The organism is Streptomyces sp. JK94, assembly GCF_053613315.1.
The window spans coordinates 22,422-37,725 of sequence record NZ_JBSICH010000050.1; the positions used below are offsets into that span (position 1 = coordinate 22,422).

Below are 15,304 nucleotides of genomic sequence, written 5' to 3' on the forward strand. Positions count from 1 at the left end.
GCTCCGCAAGAGGGGGAAGCTCCGACATGCCGACCTGCCCGAACGGACACCAGTCGGATTCCGACGACTGGTGCGAGGTCTGCGGTCACCGCATGGCCGGTGCCGTGCCTCCCCCTCCCCCGCCTCCGCCCCCGGGCGGCGGCTACGGCTTCCCGCCCCCCGCGGGTCCGGCTGGTCACGGCGGGCCGGGCGGTCCCGGTGGCCCCGGAGCCGAGCCGCAGCTGTGCCCGCAGTGCCGCACGCCGCGTGAGGGCGGGGCGCCGTTCTGCGAGGAGTGCCGGTGGAACTTCCTGACCAACACCGCCACCTCGTACACCCCGGCCGCTCCGCGTCCGCCGGCGCCCGGCCCCGGCCCCGGCCCGGCCGCGGGCCGGGGACCGCGCTTCCCGCAGCCGCCGTCCGGTCCGTCGTACGGCGGTGACTCCTACGACTACCAGGGTTCCCGCCCGTCCCAGATGAACCGGCCCGCCGAGCCGATCCCACCGGGACCGCCCTTCGGCGGCGCCCCGTCAGGGCCTGGCGGCCCGGGCGGAGGCCCCGGTGGTCCCGGCGGCGGGGCCGGCGGCCCGGGCGGAGGGCCTGGCGGGTCCGGCGGGCCTGGTCAGCCTGGTGGTGGTCCGAACGGTCCGAACGGTCCGAACGGTCCTTCCGGGCCCTACAACTCCGGCGGCCCCGGGGGCCCCGGCGGTCCGGCCGGGCCCGGTGGGTTTGACGGGCCTCGTGGCCCCGGTGGGTTTGACGGGCCTCGTGGCCCCGGTGGGTTTGACGAGCCCCGTGGCCCCGGTGGATTCGGTGGCCCTGGCGGGCCCGGTGAGCCCGGTGGGCCAACCGGCCCGCACGGTCCCGGCGGACCCAACCGCCCCGGTGGCCCGGGTGGTCCGCACGGGCACGGTGGCCACGGTGGCCCGCCGGCCCCGCCCTCCTTCGGTGCCGACCCGTCGCGGACGGCGCCGCCGCCCGGCCCCGGTGGGCCGGAGGGGGCTCCGCAGGCGTACCGGCAGTCCGGTCCGCCGGCCCCGCCCGCCTTCCCGCAGGAGACCAGCCGGCCGCAGCAGGGCGGCGGCCCGTCCTTCGGCGGCGGTGACGACGACTGGGTGCTCTCCCCGCCGTCGTCCGGCGGTCCGGGAGGTCACGGCGGCCCCAACGGCCCGGGGCAGGCCCAGGGCAGCGGTTACGGCTACCCGCAGCCCGGCGCCACCCAGGCCCCACCGCCCCCGCCCGGCGGCGGCTACGGGTTCCCCCCTCAGCAGCAGCCCCAGCAGCCGCAGCGCCCCCAGGGGCCGGCGACCTGGACGGCGACCATCGGTCCGGACCGTGACTACTTCATGGCGATGATGCAGCGTTCCGGCCCCGAGGCCGCGGGCCTGAACCTGCCCGCGTACTCGCCCGAGCAGCAGCGCACGCTCACCGGGAACCAGGTCACCATCGGCCGGCGCCGCCACTCCACCGGCGACACCCCGGACATCGATCTGGCGGTACCGCCGGAGGACCCGGGCGTCTCGCACCAGCACGCGGTGCTGGTGCAGCAGCCGGACGGCAACTGGGCGGTCGTCGACCAGAACTCGACCAACGGCACGACGGTCAACGGCGGCGAGGAGCCGATCCAGCCCTTCGTGCCGGTGCCGCTCCAGGACGGCGACCGGGTGCACGTCGGCGCCTGGACGACGATCACGGTCCGCCGGGGCTAGGCGGGCTCGTCCCGGTCGGGATCTCCCCGGCCGGTCGGCCGCGGGAAACGGCCGGCGGCCTGGACGTCCGGCTCACGGTCCGGAGCCCCTTTCACGGGCTCCGGCCGCGGGCCGGCGGGCGCGCGGTCGTGGAGTCCGCAGGGAGGGCCGGGCCAGGTCCCCGTCCGCGTCGGCCTGGGCCACCCGGGCGGTGGTGCGCACCCGGCCCCGGGCGAAGGCCGTCAGGCCGCTGCGCGGACGACCCGCTCGGCCACCGCGAGCGGAGCGGAGACCGCCGGATCGTGCTGCTCTCCGGCGCGCTCTCCCAAGGCCGAGGTACAGGGTGCGAGGTCGATGACGTCGAGGCAGGAGAGACCGGCACGCGGGAAGAGCCGGTGTGCTGCCGGTGATCCGGCAGCAGGTGAGCCACGGCGACCCGCCGGTCCGGGCGGCGACCCGCAAACCCCCTCCGTCACCGCCGTGACGGGCGGACACCGGCGTTCCGGCCACGCCGGGCCGGGCGCCGCCGGGCCCGTCAGGCGAGGGGCCAGGCGTACGGGCCCTCCGGGTCGTCCAGCCAGGCCCACGCCCGTCCGTCGCCGACGGTGATGCCGTAGCGCTCCCGGCGCGGGGCGTCCTCCCGGTCCCACAGGGCGTACGCCTCCTGCGGGTCGAGGCCGCCCCGGCTCAGCTCCAGCAGGAAGCGGAACCGGTCGTCCTCCCGGGCCCGGCGCGGCACCCCGCCGAGGCCCGGCGTCTCCGGCTCGGACCGCTCCGCGCCGCGCAGCGGAACGAAGTACGCGGGCGTGTGCAGGAAGCGTCCCTCGGCGTACCCGGCGTCGCGGACCGTGAGGACGACCAGGCCGGTGGCGAGCGGCGCCAGGATGCGGCCGCCGGGGCTGCACTGGGCGATCCAGGCGCGCGGCACCGAGGGCAGCGCGCAGGTGGCGAGTATCCGGTCGTAGGGAGCACGCTCGGGCACGCCGCGGGCGCCGTCGCCCGTGACGACGGCCGGGTGGTGTCCGGCGGCGGCCAGGTGCCGGCGCGCGGACTCGGTGATCTCGGGCTCCAGGTCGACGGTGGTGACCAGGTCGTCGCCGAGCCGGTGGGCGAGCAGCGCGGCGTTGTAGCCGGTGCCTGCGCCGATCTCCAGGACCCGGTCGCCGTCGCCCACGCCCAGCTCCACCAGCATCTGGGCCATCAGGGAGGGCTGGCTGCTGGACGAGAGCAGCTCTCCGTCGCGCAGCCGGGTCGCCAGCGGAGCGTCGGCGTACGCCCCGAGCACCCAGCGTGCGCGGGCGTCCGGATCGGGGTGCTCGCCCCACCGGCGTTCGTAGCCGCCCCGGACGCCGACGTAGTAGTACGGCACGAAGAGGTGGCGCGGCACCGCGGCGAAGGCCTCCCGCCACACCGGGTCGGCCGTCCAGGCACCGCTCAGCCCGATCTCCCGCACCAGCTCCGCCCGCGCGGAGGCGGCGAGGCCGTCCAGGTCGCGGTGCCCGCCCATGCCTCCACAGTAAGGGCCGAGCGGCGGCCGGCGGGCGTGAGGCCGCTGCTTGAAGGGAACGGTCCTGGGCCTGGAGTCCTACGCCCACTCGTCTGAGACCATGGAGGGCGTGAATGAGATTCGGCGCGGCACGCTTCAGGAGCAGACCTTCTACGAGCAGGTCGGCGGGGAGGAGACCTTCCGTCGGCTCGTCCACCGTTTCTACCAGGGGGTGGCCGAGGACCCGATCCTGCGGCCCATGTACCCGGAGGAGGACCTGGGCCCGGCCGAGGAGCGTTTCGCGCTCTTCCTGATGCAGTACTGGGGCGGTCCGACGACGTACGGCGACAACCGCGGCCATCCGCGGCTGCGGATGCGCCACGCCCCCTTCGCCGTCGACCGGGCGGCGCACGACGCCTGGCTGAAGCACATGCGGGTCGCCGTCGACGAGCTGGGGCTCTCCGAGGAGCACGAGCAGACGCTGTGGAAGTACCTGACGTACGCGGCGGCCTCGATGGTCAACACCGCTGACTGACCCGCGTCCCGCGCCGGGGCCCGGTCGTCCGGCGGCGAGATCCGGTCGTTCGGCGTCGGAATTCGGTCAAGTCCGGTTCCCTTCCCGTCCCCTCTGACGGCATCGCCCGTGGACTGGACGACAGCGCCGGGGTCTGGACGAAGCGCCGGTGCCCGGGTGCCCGGGTCGTCGGCTCACGGGGGCCGGGCCGCCGGCCGGCGGGGCTCGGCCGTCGCCGTACGGCCGGACGGCGGTGGGCGGGCCGGAGCCGTAGAAGCCGCGGGCCACCGGCCGCCCACGGGCCGCCGTGCGCGGTCCGCGGCGGGGTCAGCGCACGCTGATGCCCAGGGAGCCGGCCCCCGCCCGGCGCAGGGCTACGGAGCCGTAGGGCGTGCGCAGCCGCAGCCACGCGCCCGAGGAGAAGAGCTTCGGCGCGTTCTCGTCCGACGCGCCCGCGGGCCCCAGGAAGCCCAGGGACTGGGCCGCGTGCACGGCCCGCACCGGCAGCCCGGTGTTCCCGGCCGTCCTGGACCAGATCTCCCGCCCGATCCGGTCCAGCTCGGACCGGGTGCGACCGTCGGGCGCCAGTTCCCCCGTACGGGAGCGGAACTCCGCCACCGCGGCGGCGACCAGCGCCCGCAGGGCGTCCGGGGCGGGCAGCCCCGGCTCGGGCCGCCAGCCACCGCGCGGGGGCAGCACGCCGGCCCACGGCGGCCCGGTCACCGCACCCGGTACACCGGCGGTGGCCGCCGCCTCGTCCACCGCCTCCAGCAGCTCACCGGCGGACACGGTCACGTCCAGCGTGACGTCGAGCCCGTTCTCGTACGGCTTGGCCAGGCGCACCGCGCGCACGGCCAGCACCTCGAAGGAGGGCGGCCGGCCGAAGACCGCGAGGGCGGTGCCGGCCGCCTGCAGGCGCACCGCCGCCGAACGGTCGTAGTGGAGCAGGCGGGAGAGGAAGGCCGCGAGATCCGCGGCCTCCCCCTCGTCGGCGAGCTGGAGGACCGTCATGCGGCGACGGCCCCCTCCTTGTCGTCCGTGTACTCCCGGAGGAACTCCCGTTCCTCCGCGGTGATCCGGCGCGGCGTCTGCGCCTCGAAGTCGAACGGCACGATCACCGTCGAGGCGCGGACGTAGACCTCGTCGCCGTCCTTGACCTCGTAGGTGAGGGTGAAGGACGCCGCCCTTATCTCCGTGACCCACAGCTCGATGTCGACCGGGCGGTGCCGGTGCACGAGCTGCCGCTTGTAGTCGATCTCGTGGCGCGCCACCACCGACCCCTGCTTGAAGTCCTTGTCCGGACGGAACAGGAAGTCGATACGCGCCTCCTCCAGGTAGCGGAGGAAGACCACGTTGTTGACGTGGCCGTACGCGTCCATGTCCGCCCAGCGCAGCGGGCAGCGGTAGATGTGGCGCAAGAGATCAGCCCCGGGTCAGCTTCTTGTAGGTGGCTCGGTGCGGACGCGCGGCGTCGGCACCGAGCCGCTCGACCTTGTTCTTCTCGTACGACTCGAAGTTGCCCTCGAACCAGAACCACTTGGAGTCACCCTCGTAGGCGAGGATGTGCGTGGCGACGCGGTCCAGGAACCACCGGTCGTGGGAGACGACCACGGCGCACCCGGGGAACTCCAGCAGCGCGTTCTCCAGGCTGCCGAGGGTCTCGACGTCGAGGTCGTTGGTCGGCTCGTCGAGGAGGAGCAGGTTGCCGCCCTGCTTGAGGGTGAGCGCGAGGTTGAGGCGGTTGCGCTCACCGCCGGAGAGCACCCCGGCCGGCTTCTGCTGGTCCGGCCCCTTGAACCCGAAGGCGGAGACGTACGCCCGCGAGGGCATTTCGACCTGCCCGACGTTGATGTAGTCGAGTTCGTCGCTGACGACGGCCCAGAGCGTCTTCTTCGGGTCGATGTTCTCGCGGCTCTGGTCGACGTAGGAGATCTTGACGGTGTCGCCGACCTTGATGGAACCGGAGTCCGGCTCCTCGAAGCCCTGGATCATCTTGAAGAGCGTGGTCTTGCCGGCGCCGTTCGGGCCGATGACGCCGACGATGCCGTTGCGGGGCAACGTGAAGGAGAGGTCGTCGATGAGGACCTTGTCCCCGAAGGCCTTGGTGAGGTTGTTGATCTCGACGACGACGTTGCCGAGCCGCGGGCCCGGCGGGATCTGGATCTCCTCGAAGTCCAGCTTCCGCATCTTGTCGGCCTCGGCGGCCATCTCCTCGTAGCGGGCCAGCCGCGCCTTGGACTTGGCCTGCCGCCCCTTGGCGTTGGACCGCACCCACTCCAGCTCGTCCTTGAGGCGCTTCTGCCGCTTGACGTCCTTCGCGCCCTCGACCTTGAGGCGGGTCGCCTTGGTCTCCAGGTACTTGGAGTAGTTGCCCTCGTAGCCGTGCAGCCGGCCGCGGTCGACCTCGCAGATCCAGCCTGCGACGTTGTCCAGGAAGTACCGGTCGTGGGTCACGGCCACGACGGTGCCCTCGTACTTGGCGAGGTGCTGCTCCAGCCAGTTCACCGACTCGGCGTCGAGGTGGTTGGTGGGCTCGTCGAGCAGCAGCAGGTCGGGCGCCTCGAGCAGCAGCTTGCAGAGCGCGACGCGGCGCTTCTCACCACCGGAGAGGTTCACCACGGGCCAGTCGCCGGGCGGGCACCCGAGCGCGTCCATGGCCTGCTCCAGCTGGGCGTCGAGGTCCCAGGCGTTGGCATGGTCCAGCTCCTCCTGGAGCTTGCCCATCTCCTCCAGCAGCGCGTCCGAGTAGTCGGTCGCCATCTGCTCGGCGATCTCGTTGAACCGGTCGAGCTTGCCCTTGACCTCGGCGACACCCTCCTGGACGTTCTCCAGGACGGTCTTGTCCTCGGACAGCGGGGGCTCCTGCAGCAGGATGCCGACCGTGTAACCCGGCGACAGGAAGGCGTCGCCGTTCGACGGCTGCTCCAGTCCCGCCATGATCTTCAGAACGGTCGACTTGCCGGCACCGTTCGGCCCGACGACACCGATCTTCGCGCCGGGCAGGAAGCTCAGGGTGACATCGTCGAGGATCACCTTGTCGCCGTGCGCCTTGCGCGCCTTGCGCATGGTGTAAATGAACTCAGCCAAGAGAAACCGTCCGGCAGCTTGATCAGGCAGTGGGCAGATACACCCCATCTTGCCGCACCGCCACCCCTGGGAGGAAACGCGTTCCCTGCGGGGGCTCTGACCTGGCCTTTCCCGGATGGCGCCGGAGCCTCGCCGGACACCTCCGGTTATCTTCGGTCGCCACCTGTCACCGCCGGTCGCCGCCGGTCGGCCTCGGACGCCCTCGCACAATCCAGGGACGGCCCAGGGACGGCCCAGGGGCGGTTCAAGGCCGAGGGTGCCGCTCCCCCACCGCGCCGGCGCAGCGTGTGGCTGTGCTCGGCCCGGCGGAGCGCCCGCACCTCTTCCGCGACGCGGATGGCCCGCTGATCCCGTGCGGGTCACCGGCCGGTCGGTCGGCCGGAGATCGATGCCGCCCCTCGGAGAGTTCCGGTCCGGAGAGTTTCGGTCCGGAGAGTTTCGGTCCGGGGAGTTTCGGTCCGGGGAGTTTCGGTCCGGGGAGTTTCGGTCCGGGGAAGCCGAGCGCGGTCTACCGGCGCTCTCTGCCCGGTGCCGTAATGCCGCGCCGGGCGCTTCGGCGGCCTCGTGGATCACTCCGTGGGGCGCCCGGGCGTCCGCCCTCCGTCTCCCGGCGACGGGTTGGCGCCCCGCTCTACCGGGAGGCGTCCTTTCGGCGGATCACGGTCAGGGTCGCGCCACCGGCGATGAGCAGGACGAGAGCGATGGCACCGATCAGCGGCGTCACTTCGGAGCTGCCGGTTTCGGCGAGGTTGGGGTTCGAGGCGGGGGTGACCACCTCGGTGGGGGCCGGCTGGCCGAGGGTGTGGGTGGTGTCGGCGAGTGCGGCGCTCTGGGTGAGGCAGTCCAGGACGCCGGTGAAGCGCTGTTCGAAACCGGCCGGGCCCCGGATGGTGAAGTCGTACGCCCGGTCCTCCGGGAGCGGCACCGTCACCGTCCGGGACTCGCCCGCCGCGATCGTGTGCTCGGTGTCCAGCAGCTCGAAGGTGAACGGCTCGTCGCCCTCGTTGACCGCGGTGATGTCCAGGGCGCCCTCGGCGCAGTTCTTCCTCGCGGACAGGGCGGGTATCGGGCCCTGTCCGGCCCAGGTGGCGGTCGCCGTCGCCGCGACCGTCGACTCGCTGGAACCGGCCAGGATCTGGGTCTGGCTGCGGCTCTCGGAGGCGAAGGCCCGGCCGACCGGCACGGTGGTCGAGGCCTCGACCACCAGCTCGGCGGTGCCGGCCTCCGCGTCCTTCGGCACGTCGAAGAAGACCTCGGTGCCGTCGGTGACGGAGGTGACGGGTTCGCCCTCCTCGTCGACGATCCGGACCCCGCCCGCCGTGGCGTCCGCCGGTGGCGTGACCGTCGCGCCGCCGGCGTTGGTGCGCACCGTGACCGGGCCGAGCCGCTCACCGGGGCGGCCCGAGACGGCGGGTGGGTCCAGGGTGAGCGACGCCGCGGGCTCCGTGAGGGCGCGGGCGCTCTTCTCCAGGTAGTCGGCGAGGCGCTCGGCCTCGGGGTCGACGGCCTCGACGTCCGTGTCGTCCGAGTGGCGCCAGATGGCCACCTGCGTGCCGGCCGCCGCGTCCTGCTCGGTGAGCCCGCCGCGGACGCCCGCCTTCTTCGCGAGCGCGGCGAGGTCGTTGACCTGGGGGTAGGAGTTCTGCAGGATCCAGCGGATGCGGCCGGCGTCCTTGTTGGTGCCCAGCGACGTCCCGCTCCAGGGCGTCTCGTGGTACTTGGCGTCCTTCTGCGTCGGGTTCTGGATGTCGACGCAGTACGTCTGCAGCATGCCGCCGCCCTCGACGGACATCTCGAAGAGACCGGCCGACACCTCGTGGTCGCCGTCCTCCCCGTGGATGACCGCGGCGCCGTACGTCTTGAGGCCGCCTATGGTGGCCGTCGCCCCGCCCTGCCCCTGTCCCGCCTCCTGCGCGGCGGCCGGGCCGGCACCGCTCACCACTCCGGTGGCGGCGAGCGCGGACACCAGCGCGGCGGCGGCGAGACGCGCCGCCGCTCGTCCGGACAGCGACAGTGCGGTGAGCGAAGAAAACACCACATTCCCCTTCGAGCAGGACCCGTTGACGTGGGGGGCAGGGTCCCACCAGCAGAATCACCAGCCCCACGGGGCTTGTTCGGCATCCTAAGGACGTGACGCACCGCGCTTGCCGGGGATGTTCGCCCCCACGGAGATCCGACTCGGAATCGTTATCGCCGACAGGGCTGGTGAGCAGGGCTTATCGACAAATCCACCCGGCTTCGTCCGGGACGCATTCGCCGATAAGCCGCACTCCGGTCAGTTCCGGCAGGCCGTCGGCGTCATGCCACCGCGGCGGGCTCCGGCCGCTGTTCGAGTACCGGTTCGGCCGGTTCCGCGGCCGGTGTCTCCCAGTTGGGCTCCGGCTGCGGTGGGGAGGCCGACGCCTCCGCCCTGCCGGTGCGCCGGAACGCGGCCGTGCCGCGCGCCAGGTCGTGGCCGATCGCCACCGCGTCGATGTCCGCGGACGTCCAGCTCTGCCCCTCGCGCACGTCCGTGCGCACCTTCAGCCGGCCCTGAACAACGACGGGGTCGCCCACGGCGAGGGACGCCGAGGCGTTGGTGGCGAGTTGCCGTTTGGCCCACACCGTGAAGAAGTTGGTGTGGCCGTCCGTCCACGCGCTCTTCTCCCGGTCCCAGTAGCGCGCGGTGACCGCGAGCCGGAACCGCGCCGACGGTCCGTTCGCCAGGTCCCGGAACACGGGCTGCGTCGCCACGTTGCCCACGGCGCAGATCATCGTCTCGTTCATCGCGAGTCCTCCCTCCCGTACGGGCCCGTCCCGTACGGCTGCGTCCGGCGCGGCGGGCGTCGCTTCCCGTACGCCGCCGCTGCCGGGCCGATCGCGTCCGTCGCGATCGCCACGAGGCCAGACTGCATCCGTCCGGGCCGGTCCCGCTGAGGGCTGTGGACCGCCCCCGGACTTGTGGAGAACCCCGTCACCCCTACGGGCGAGCCACCACCCGTGTCCGGACCCCGCGGGCGGCCGAACCCCGCGGGCGGGCCCCACGGACGGACCCCACGGACGGACCCCGTGGGCGGGCCCCCACAGTTCGACCCCGCCGTGGCCAGGCCCGCGGGCGGCCCGCCGTGTCCGGACCCCGCGGACGGCCCCCGTGAACGAACCTCTGCGGGCACGCCCCCTACCTCGTCACCGCCCCCACCCCGGCGACCCGCCCGTACTGCTCCCGCACTTCCCGGTACCGCAGCAGTTCCGCCGCCAGCGGATCCAGCACGCGGGCCCGGCCGCATCCCGCGGCGGCCTCCCGCAGCAGGCGCTCCGCCTCGTGGCCGTAGCGCCGGGCCGGCCCCCGGGCCGCGATACGGCAGCTCCACTCGATGAGGGGACCGCCGACGATGCCGGCCACCATCAGCAGCACCGGCACGCCCAGGTTCGGCGGCATGAAGCCGATGATCTGGGCCAGCAGCCACAGGCCGCCCACCACTTGGAGCAGGGTCATGGAGGCCTGGGCCAGCACGGCCACCGGCCACCAGCCCGGCCTCGGCGGACGCCCCGGCGGGAGCCCCGTGCGCACCGCCAGCTCGTCGAGGGCCTCGGGCAGACCCCGGGCGCCGCGCACGGCGGCCTCGCGCATCGCCTGTGCCCACGGCGCCGGCAGCCCGGCCGACGCCCGGTCGGACACCGTACGCACCGCCTGCTCGACGCGCTGACGAGCCGTGGCCTCCTCGTCCGCCTGGGTGCGCAGCGCGAGCCGTCCCGTGGCGGGTTCGCGCCGGTCGTGGTACCAGCGCCACAACCGCAGCCAGGGCGTGCCGCACGCGCGGTTGGCGTTGCGCAGCCAGGCACGTTCGGCCGCCTCGCCCGCGGCCGTGGCGCCCACGGCGTCCGCGAGCCGGTCGGCGAACTCCTCCCGCGCCTCCTCGCTCAGCCCGCTCCGCCGCCCGGTGACGTACACGGGGCGCAACCGCCAGGCGGCGGCGTCCACGTCGGCGGCGATGCGGCGCGCCGGAGCCTGCCGTTCGGCGACGAACTGGCCGAGCACCTCGCGCAGTTCTCCGATGCCGTCCCCGGTGAGCGCGGACAGGGCGAGCACGGTGGCGCCGGGTTCGCCGTGCTCCCCGAGGGCGATGCCGTCCTCGTCGAGCAGCCGCCGCAGATCGTCGAGGACCTGTTCGGCGGCCTCCCCGGGCAGCCGGTCGACCTGGTTGAGGACGACGAAGGTGACCTCCGCATGGCCCGCCATCGGCCGCAGATAGCGCTCGTGGAGCACGGCGTCGGCGTACTTCTCCGGGTCGACGACCCAGATGACTGCGTCGACGAGCGCCAGGATGCGGTCCACCTGCTCGCGGTGCTGGACGGCCGCCGAGTCGTGGTCGGGCAGGTCGATCAGGACCAGGCCACGCAGCGGCGACTCGGCGTCCGGGTGCTGCAGCGGGCGGCGGCGCAGCCGGCCGGGAATGCCGAGCCGGTCCAGGAGGCTGGCCGCGCCGTCGCTCCAACTGCACGCGATGGGCGCGGCGGTGGTCGGCCGGCGGACGCCCGTCTCGGAGATCGTCACCCCGGCGAGTGTGTTGAACAGCTGCGACTTGCCGCTGCCGGTCGCCCCGGCGATGGCGACGACGGTGTGCTGCCCGGAGAGCCTGCGCCGCGCGGCGGCCTCGTCGAGGACCCGGCCCGCTTCGGCGAGCGTCCCGCTGTCCAGCCGGGTCCGGGAGAGCCCCACCAGCTCGCGCAACGCGTCCAGTCGCGCCCTGAGCTGCCCGTCGTAGGCCAGCGGCATCAGGGCCGCGGCGGAACCGGACGGCCTGCTCGGCACGACGGTGTACCGCTCCGCCGCGCTGTTCTCGTCCACCCGCCGCGCGATCAGCCCGTCGCCCCAGGCACCCTCCCCGTCCGCGGATCCGGACGGGCCGCCGGCCGCACACCCCGAAGCCCCCGCACGCTCACCGCCGGCCACGCCGGCCACGCGGTCACGGCTCTCCGCGCGGCCACGTCCGCGGTCACGGCCACCCATACGGCCACGGTCGCGGTCACCCGTACGGTCCTGGTCCGCCGTACGGTCGCGTTCGGCCGTACGGCCCCCGCGCTCCGTACGTTCCCGGCCCCCGCCCGCCCGGCCGCCGCCTCCCCCGCCCCGTTCCCGCTCCCCGTCCCGCTCCCGGTCCGGGCGGCGGGACGCCCCGCCGTCCTTCACGCGCGCGAGAAGGCCGCGGGCGCGGTCGCCCCCGCGCTCCTGCGGGCGTGTCCTCGGCCCGGTGTCCTCGGTGGCGTCCGCCCGCGCGGTGTCGTCCCCGGCGGCCCGCTCCGGGCCCCGGCCGTCACCGGCGGGTCCGCCCGCCTGATCCCCCCGGCCCGATCGGCCGGCCCGGCCCGGCCGGCCGGCCTCACCGGCCTCGCCCGTCCGGGACGGCCGGTCTGCCTCCTCCGTCGTGGGGTGGGTGTGCTCGGTGGGGTCCTGGTCAGTGACGGCGGTCACCGGTCACCTCTCCTTCTGCAGTACGGACAGCGCGGCGATGAGTTCGGCCTGGGGTTCGGGGTGGACCTCCAGCCCGTCGAGCGGTGCCAGCCGGCGTTCGCGCTCGACGTGCACGACCCGGTCCACGTAGTCGTCGAGCAGCCGTCCGCCCCGGTCCCGCAGCCGCAGGGCGCCGTGGGCACCGACGCGTTCGGCGAGTCCCTCCCCGGCGCTGCGCGCCCGGCGCCCGCCCAGCAGCACGGTGGCGACCAGGGCGGTGACCACTCCGGGGTCCGGCGCCATGCTCCGGTCGAGCCGGCGCACCTCCTCCTCGGCGTACTCCTCCAGCTCCCGCCGCCACCGCCGTACCGCCATCCCGATGCGGTGTTCGGCGCTCTCCGGCGCGGGGTCGTGGACCGTCAGTTCCGGCGCGGTGGCGGCGGGTTCGTGCCGCCAGGCCTCCTCGACGCGCTCGTCGGCGGCGGTGACGGCGCACAGCAGCAGGGCGCTCAGACTCTCCACCAGCGAGTCGAGGAGCTCCTCGGGGGAGCAGTCGAGGGGGAAGGCCCGCCACCGCTTGAGCGCGTCCCCGGCGAGCACGGCGCCCGCCTGCAACCGCCCCCGCACGCGCGCGTGCTCGCCGTCGTAGGCACCGTCGACGGCGGCGGTGAGGCGCAGCGCGGCGGAGTACTGCGCGGCGGCGGCACCGGCAAGTTCGGGCATCCGGGACTTCAGCGAGTCCAGGATGCCGTGCGCGGTACGGGCCATGGCGTCGTGCCGGGCCGCGAGGTCCTGCGCCCGGTGGACGAGCCAGGCCCGCAGCGGGGCCACCGCGCTGGCCGGCAGCAGCCCTCCGCCCCAGGCCGACTCGGGCAGCTCGGGAACGGTGAAGCGGGGGATCTCGCCGAGCCCGGCCTTGGTCAGCAGCGCCCCGTACTGCCGTGACACCTCGGACACCACCTGGTGGGGCACCCGGTCCAGCACGGTGACCAGGGTGGCGTCGTACTCCTTGGCGGTGCGCAGCAGGTGCCAGGGCACGGCGTCGGCGTACCGGGCCGCCGTGGTGACCATCACCCAGATGTCGGCCGCGCAGATCAGTTCGGCCGCCAGGACCCGGTTGTCGGCCATGAGGGAGTCGATGTCGGGCACGTCGAGGAGGGCGATGCCGGGCGGCAGGCTGTCGGCGGTCTCGACGCGCAGTACGCGCGCGGGGTTCTCCCCCGGCAGGAGCAGGTCGTCGTCCGGTTCCCGGTGGGCCACCCACACGCGGGTGAGGTCGGGCAGGATCCGCATGCCGCTGAACCAGTGGTGGTCCTCCGGATGGCACACCAGCACCGGTGTCCGGGTCGTGGGCCGCAGTACACCCGCCTCGCTGACCCGCCGGCCGACGAGGGAGTTCACCAGTGTGGACTTCCCGGCACCGGTGGATCCGCCCACGACGGCCAGCAAGGGCGCTTCGGGCTCTTTCAGCCGGGGCACCAGGTAGTCGTCGAGCTGTGCGAGCAGTTCGTCGCGGTTGGCACGCGCGCGTGGGGCCCCCGCCAGGGGCAGCGGAAAGCGTGCGGCCGCGACACGGTCGCGCAGGGCGGAGAGTGCGTCGAGCAGCTGAGGCCGTACGTCCAAGGTCACCACATGTGAAGAATGCCCAATTTTAGGGGAATTCTGAAGCATATGGGCATGATGAGCATGTCCGCGCGCCGATCGGACACTCCGGACGGAAGGGATGACTGGGGCGTGCGGACAGTCCAGGCATAACGAGTGCACAACACCCGGTGCGCGAGACGTCAAAAGCGATGCACGATTCGTACCTGCCTGCGATTATCAGGACCGCTTCACTGAACCTCCACATCGAGCCACGGAGGCGAAGCATCAGGGACATGGAGTCGGGAGCCCTATCCTTGTCCCCGGCAACGTCACGGATCAGCCCACACCCGGGCACCGCGAACGAGGCCACCACACCAGGCCCCCGTAGCTCAGTGGATAGAGCAGGCGCCTTCTAAGCGCTTGGCCGCAGGTTCGAGTCCTGCCGGGGGCGCCACCGACCCACCCTCGGGTCTTCGGCGTATTCGCGGGACGGGTGGGGCCGTCTCGCCCACCTCCGCCCTCCGACCCGATTGCGGCCCCCCCTGGAGCCGATGCTTCAGCCGGTACAACTCCAGACAACTGCGGTCCTGCCGCCCTCCTGGCACCGAGGGCAGGGCCAGCCGACCCCTGCGGGGCCTCACCCCGCGCCAACCTCCGCCACCGCGCGACGGATCACGCGCCCGGCGTCGTCACTGCGTACCCGACCGGAACGGCCGCCGTAGGCGTTGAGTCAGCCGGCGGCGTTTGCCCGAACGAGGGTCGCCTGTCCAGCCGAATGGACTCAACGCTCATACCGAAAGAGTGAGCCACGCCCGCTTTCAGCCGGTACGCCCGAAACTAAGAGCTAGCATCACGCGGAAGCCCGCCCCTGTGCGGGACGGTCCGACCGTTCACTCCGGAGGGAAAATGATGAAGAAGTTTCTGACATGCGCGACTGCCATTGCCGCCGCCATCGCGCTGGGAACCGGCACCGCCACCGCGAACGAAGACGAAGACAACGGCCGTCTCGTCGCCGCTGAATGGATCGGGGGAAGCTTCGAGACTCTCAAGACCTCCTCGGGCACGGGGATTTGGAGCGGATCCGTGAACCACGGCTCCCTCTTGAGTGTCACGGACCAGTAAACGGACGCGCGCAGGCTCAGGTAAGCACGAAAAGGCCTGAGGCTCCTCGATCAGTAGATCGGGAGCCTCAGGCTCTTTTGCCATATGTGCCCAGGATTGGCGTGCCGGGTCACAGCACATTACATCGGGGCCGCTCTTCAGGCGGCGACCCCGACGTCAGTACAGCCTGCGTCATCTACCGCATTCAGTCGATGACAGCACCGAGGATGGGGAGGGCCGGCGCAGCGGAGTCGTCCTTGACCTTCGAGTCCTGGCGGATCTCGTTGCACTGGAACGTACGGGCTTGGTCCAGAACCTCGATGGTGAGGACGTCGATGTCCTGGATGGTGGGGCAGATGTCGCGGATGATCTCGATGTTCTGCGAGTAGTGACCGTGCACCTCTTCGTCGGCCACGGCCGGCGAGACCGCCGCG

Annotated in this window: 12 protein-coding genes and 1 tRNA gene; 4 read left to right on the top strand and 9 right to left on the bottom strand. The window is 73.3% G+C overall.

Features of this window, described 5'->3' with window-relative positions:
- Positions 1–26: 26 nt before the first annotated feature.
- Positions 27–1,688, top strand: a complete 1,662-nt coding sequence (locus ACVV2G_RS31610) for an FHA domain-containing protein (protein WP_453846225.1) — start codon at positions 27–29, stop codon at positions 1,686–1,688.
- A gap of 514 nt (positions 1,689–2,202) precedes the next feature.
- Here the strand turns inward: ACVV2G_RS31610 and ACVV2G_RS31615 are convergent.
- Positions 2,203–3,174 carry a methyltransferase domain-containing protein gene (locus tag ACVV2G_RS31615; RefSeq protein ID WP_453846226.1) on the bottom strand — a complete coding sequence of 324 codons (972 nt, stop codon included), beginning with the start codon at positions 3,172–3,174 and terminating at the stop codon, positions 2,203–2,205.
- 100 nt (positions 3,175–3,274) lie between these two features.
- On the opposite strand from ACVV2G_RS31615, the gene ACVV2G_RS31620 reads away from it, so the two are divergent.
- Complete coding sequence (locus ACVV2G_RS31620; RefSeq protein WP_453846239.1) at positions 3,275–3,688, top strand: globin; 414 nt, start codon at positions 3,275–3,277, stop codon at positions 3,686–3,688.
- A gap of 306 nt (positions 3,689–3,994) precedes the next feature.
- Here ACVV2G_RS31620 and ACVV2G_RS31625 read toward each other — a convergent pair whose 3' ends face one another.
- The 7 genes from ACVV2G_RS31625 to ACVV2G_RS31655 form a co-directional block, all read right to left on the bottom strand.
- Complete coding sequence (locus tag ACVV2G_RS31625; protein WP_453846227.1) at positions 3,995–4,678, bottom strand: DUF8185 domain-containing protein; 684 nt, start codon at positions 4,676–4,678, stop codon at positions 3,995–3,997.
- The gene (locus ACVV2G_RS31630; RefSeq protein ID WP_453846228.1) at positions 4,675–5,085 is read right to left on the bottom strand and encodes an acyl-CoA thioesterase; all 411 of its coding nucleotides are present in this window, start codon (positions 5,083–5,085) and stop codon (positions 4,675–4,677) included. The genes ACVV2G_RS31625 and ACVV2G_RS31630 overlap by 4 nt, the downstream gene beginning before the upstream one ends.
- A 4-nt stretch (positions 5,086–5,089) precedes the next feature.
- Positions 5,090–6,754, bottom strand: coding sequence for an energy-dependent translational throttle protein EttA (ettA, locus tag ACVV2G_RS31635; protein WP_453846229.1), 1,665 nt, complete (start codon positions 6,752–6,754; stop codon positions 5,090–5,092).
- A 631-nt stretch (positions 6,755–7,385) separates the two neighbouring features.
- The gene (locus tag ACVV2G_RS31640; RefSeq protein WP_453846230.1) at positions 7,386–8,789 is read right to left on the bottom strand and encodes a Cys-Gln thioester bond-forming surface protein; all 1,404 of its coding nucleotides are present in this window, start codon (positions 8,787–8,789) and stop codon (positions 7,386–7,388) included.
- Positions 8,790–9,052: 263 nt separating this feature from the next.
- Positions 9,053–9,520, bottom strand: a complete 468-nt coding sequence (locus ACVV2G_RS31645) for a single-stranded DNA-binding protein (protein ID WP_453846231.1) — start codon at positions 9,518–9,520, stop codon at positions 9,053–9,055.
- Between the two features lie 391 nt (positions 9,521–9,911).
- Positions 9,912–12,206, bottom strand: a complete 2,295-nt coding sequence (locus ACVV2G_RS31650) for a YfjP family GTPase (RefSeq protein ID WP_453846232.1) — start codon at positions 12,204–12,206, stop codon at positions 9,912–9,914.
- A gap of 3 nt (positions 12,207–12,209) precedes the next feature.
- Positions 12,210–13,817, bottom strand: a complete 1,608-nt coding sequence (locus ACVV2G_RS31655) for a dynamin family protein (protein WP_453846233.1) — start codon at positions 13,815–13,817, stop codon at positions 12,210–12,212.
- Positions 13,818–14,147: 330 nt separating this feature from the next.
- Between ACVV2G_RS31655 and ACVV2G_RS31660 the strand changes: the two genes are divergently transcribed.
- Positions 14,148–14,223, top strand: a tRNA-Arg gene (locus ACVV2G_RS31660).
- A 452-nt stretch (positions 14,224–14,675) separates the two neighbouring features.
- Positions 14,676–14,891, top strand: coding sequence for a hypothetical protein (locus ACVV2G_RS31665; RefSeq protein WP_453846234.1), 216 nt, complete (start codon positions 14,676–14,678; stop codon positions 14,889–14,891).
- 184 nt (positions 14,892–15,075) lie between these two features.
- On the opposite strand, the gene ACVV2G_RS31670 is transcribed toward ACVV2G_RS31665, so the two are convergent.
- Positions 15,076–15,304, bottom strand: a 229-nt coding sequence (locus ACVV2G_RS31670) for a hypothetical protein (protein ID WP_453846235.1), incomplete at its 5' end; no start/stop codon positions are given.

Bases quoted from the DNA above. Each gene is read 5' to 3' on its own strand.
- ACVV2G_RS31610 (WP_453846225.1), top strand. From the start codon at position 27: ATGCCGACCTGCCCGAACGGACACCAGTCGGATTCCGACGACTGGTGC.
- ACVV2G_RS31615 (WP_453846226.1), bottom strand. From the start codon at position 3,174: ATGGGCGGGCACCGCGACCTGGACGGCCTCGCCGCCTCCGCGCGGGCG.
- ACVV2G_RS31620 (WP_453846239.1), top strand. From the start codon at position 3,275: ATGGAGGGCGTGAATGAGATTCGGCGCGGCACGCTTCAGGAGCAGACC.
- ACVV2G_RS31625 (WP_453846227.1), bottom strand. From the start codon at position 4,678: ATGACGGTCCTCCAGCTCGCCGACGAGGGGGAGGCCGCGGATCTCGCG.
- ACVV2G_RS31645 (WP_453846231.1), bottom strand. From the start codon at position 9,520: ATGAACGAGACGATGATCTGCGCCGTGGGCAACGTGGCGACGCAGCCC.
- ACVV2G_RS31665 (WP_453846234.1), top strand. From the start codon at position 14,676: ATGATGAAGAAGTTTCTGACATGCGCGACTGCCATTGCCGCCGCCATC.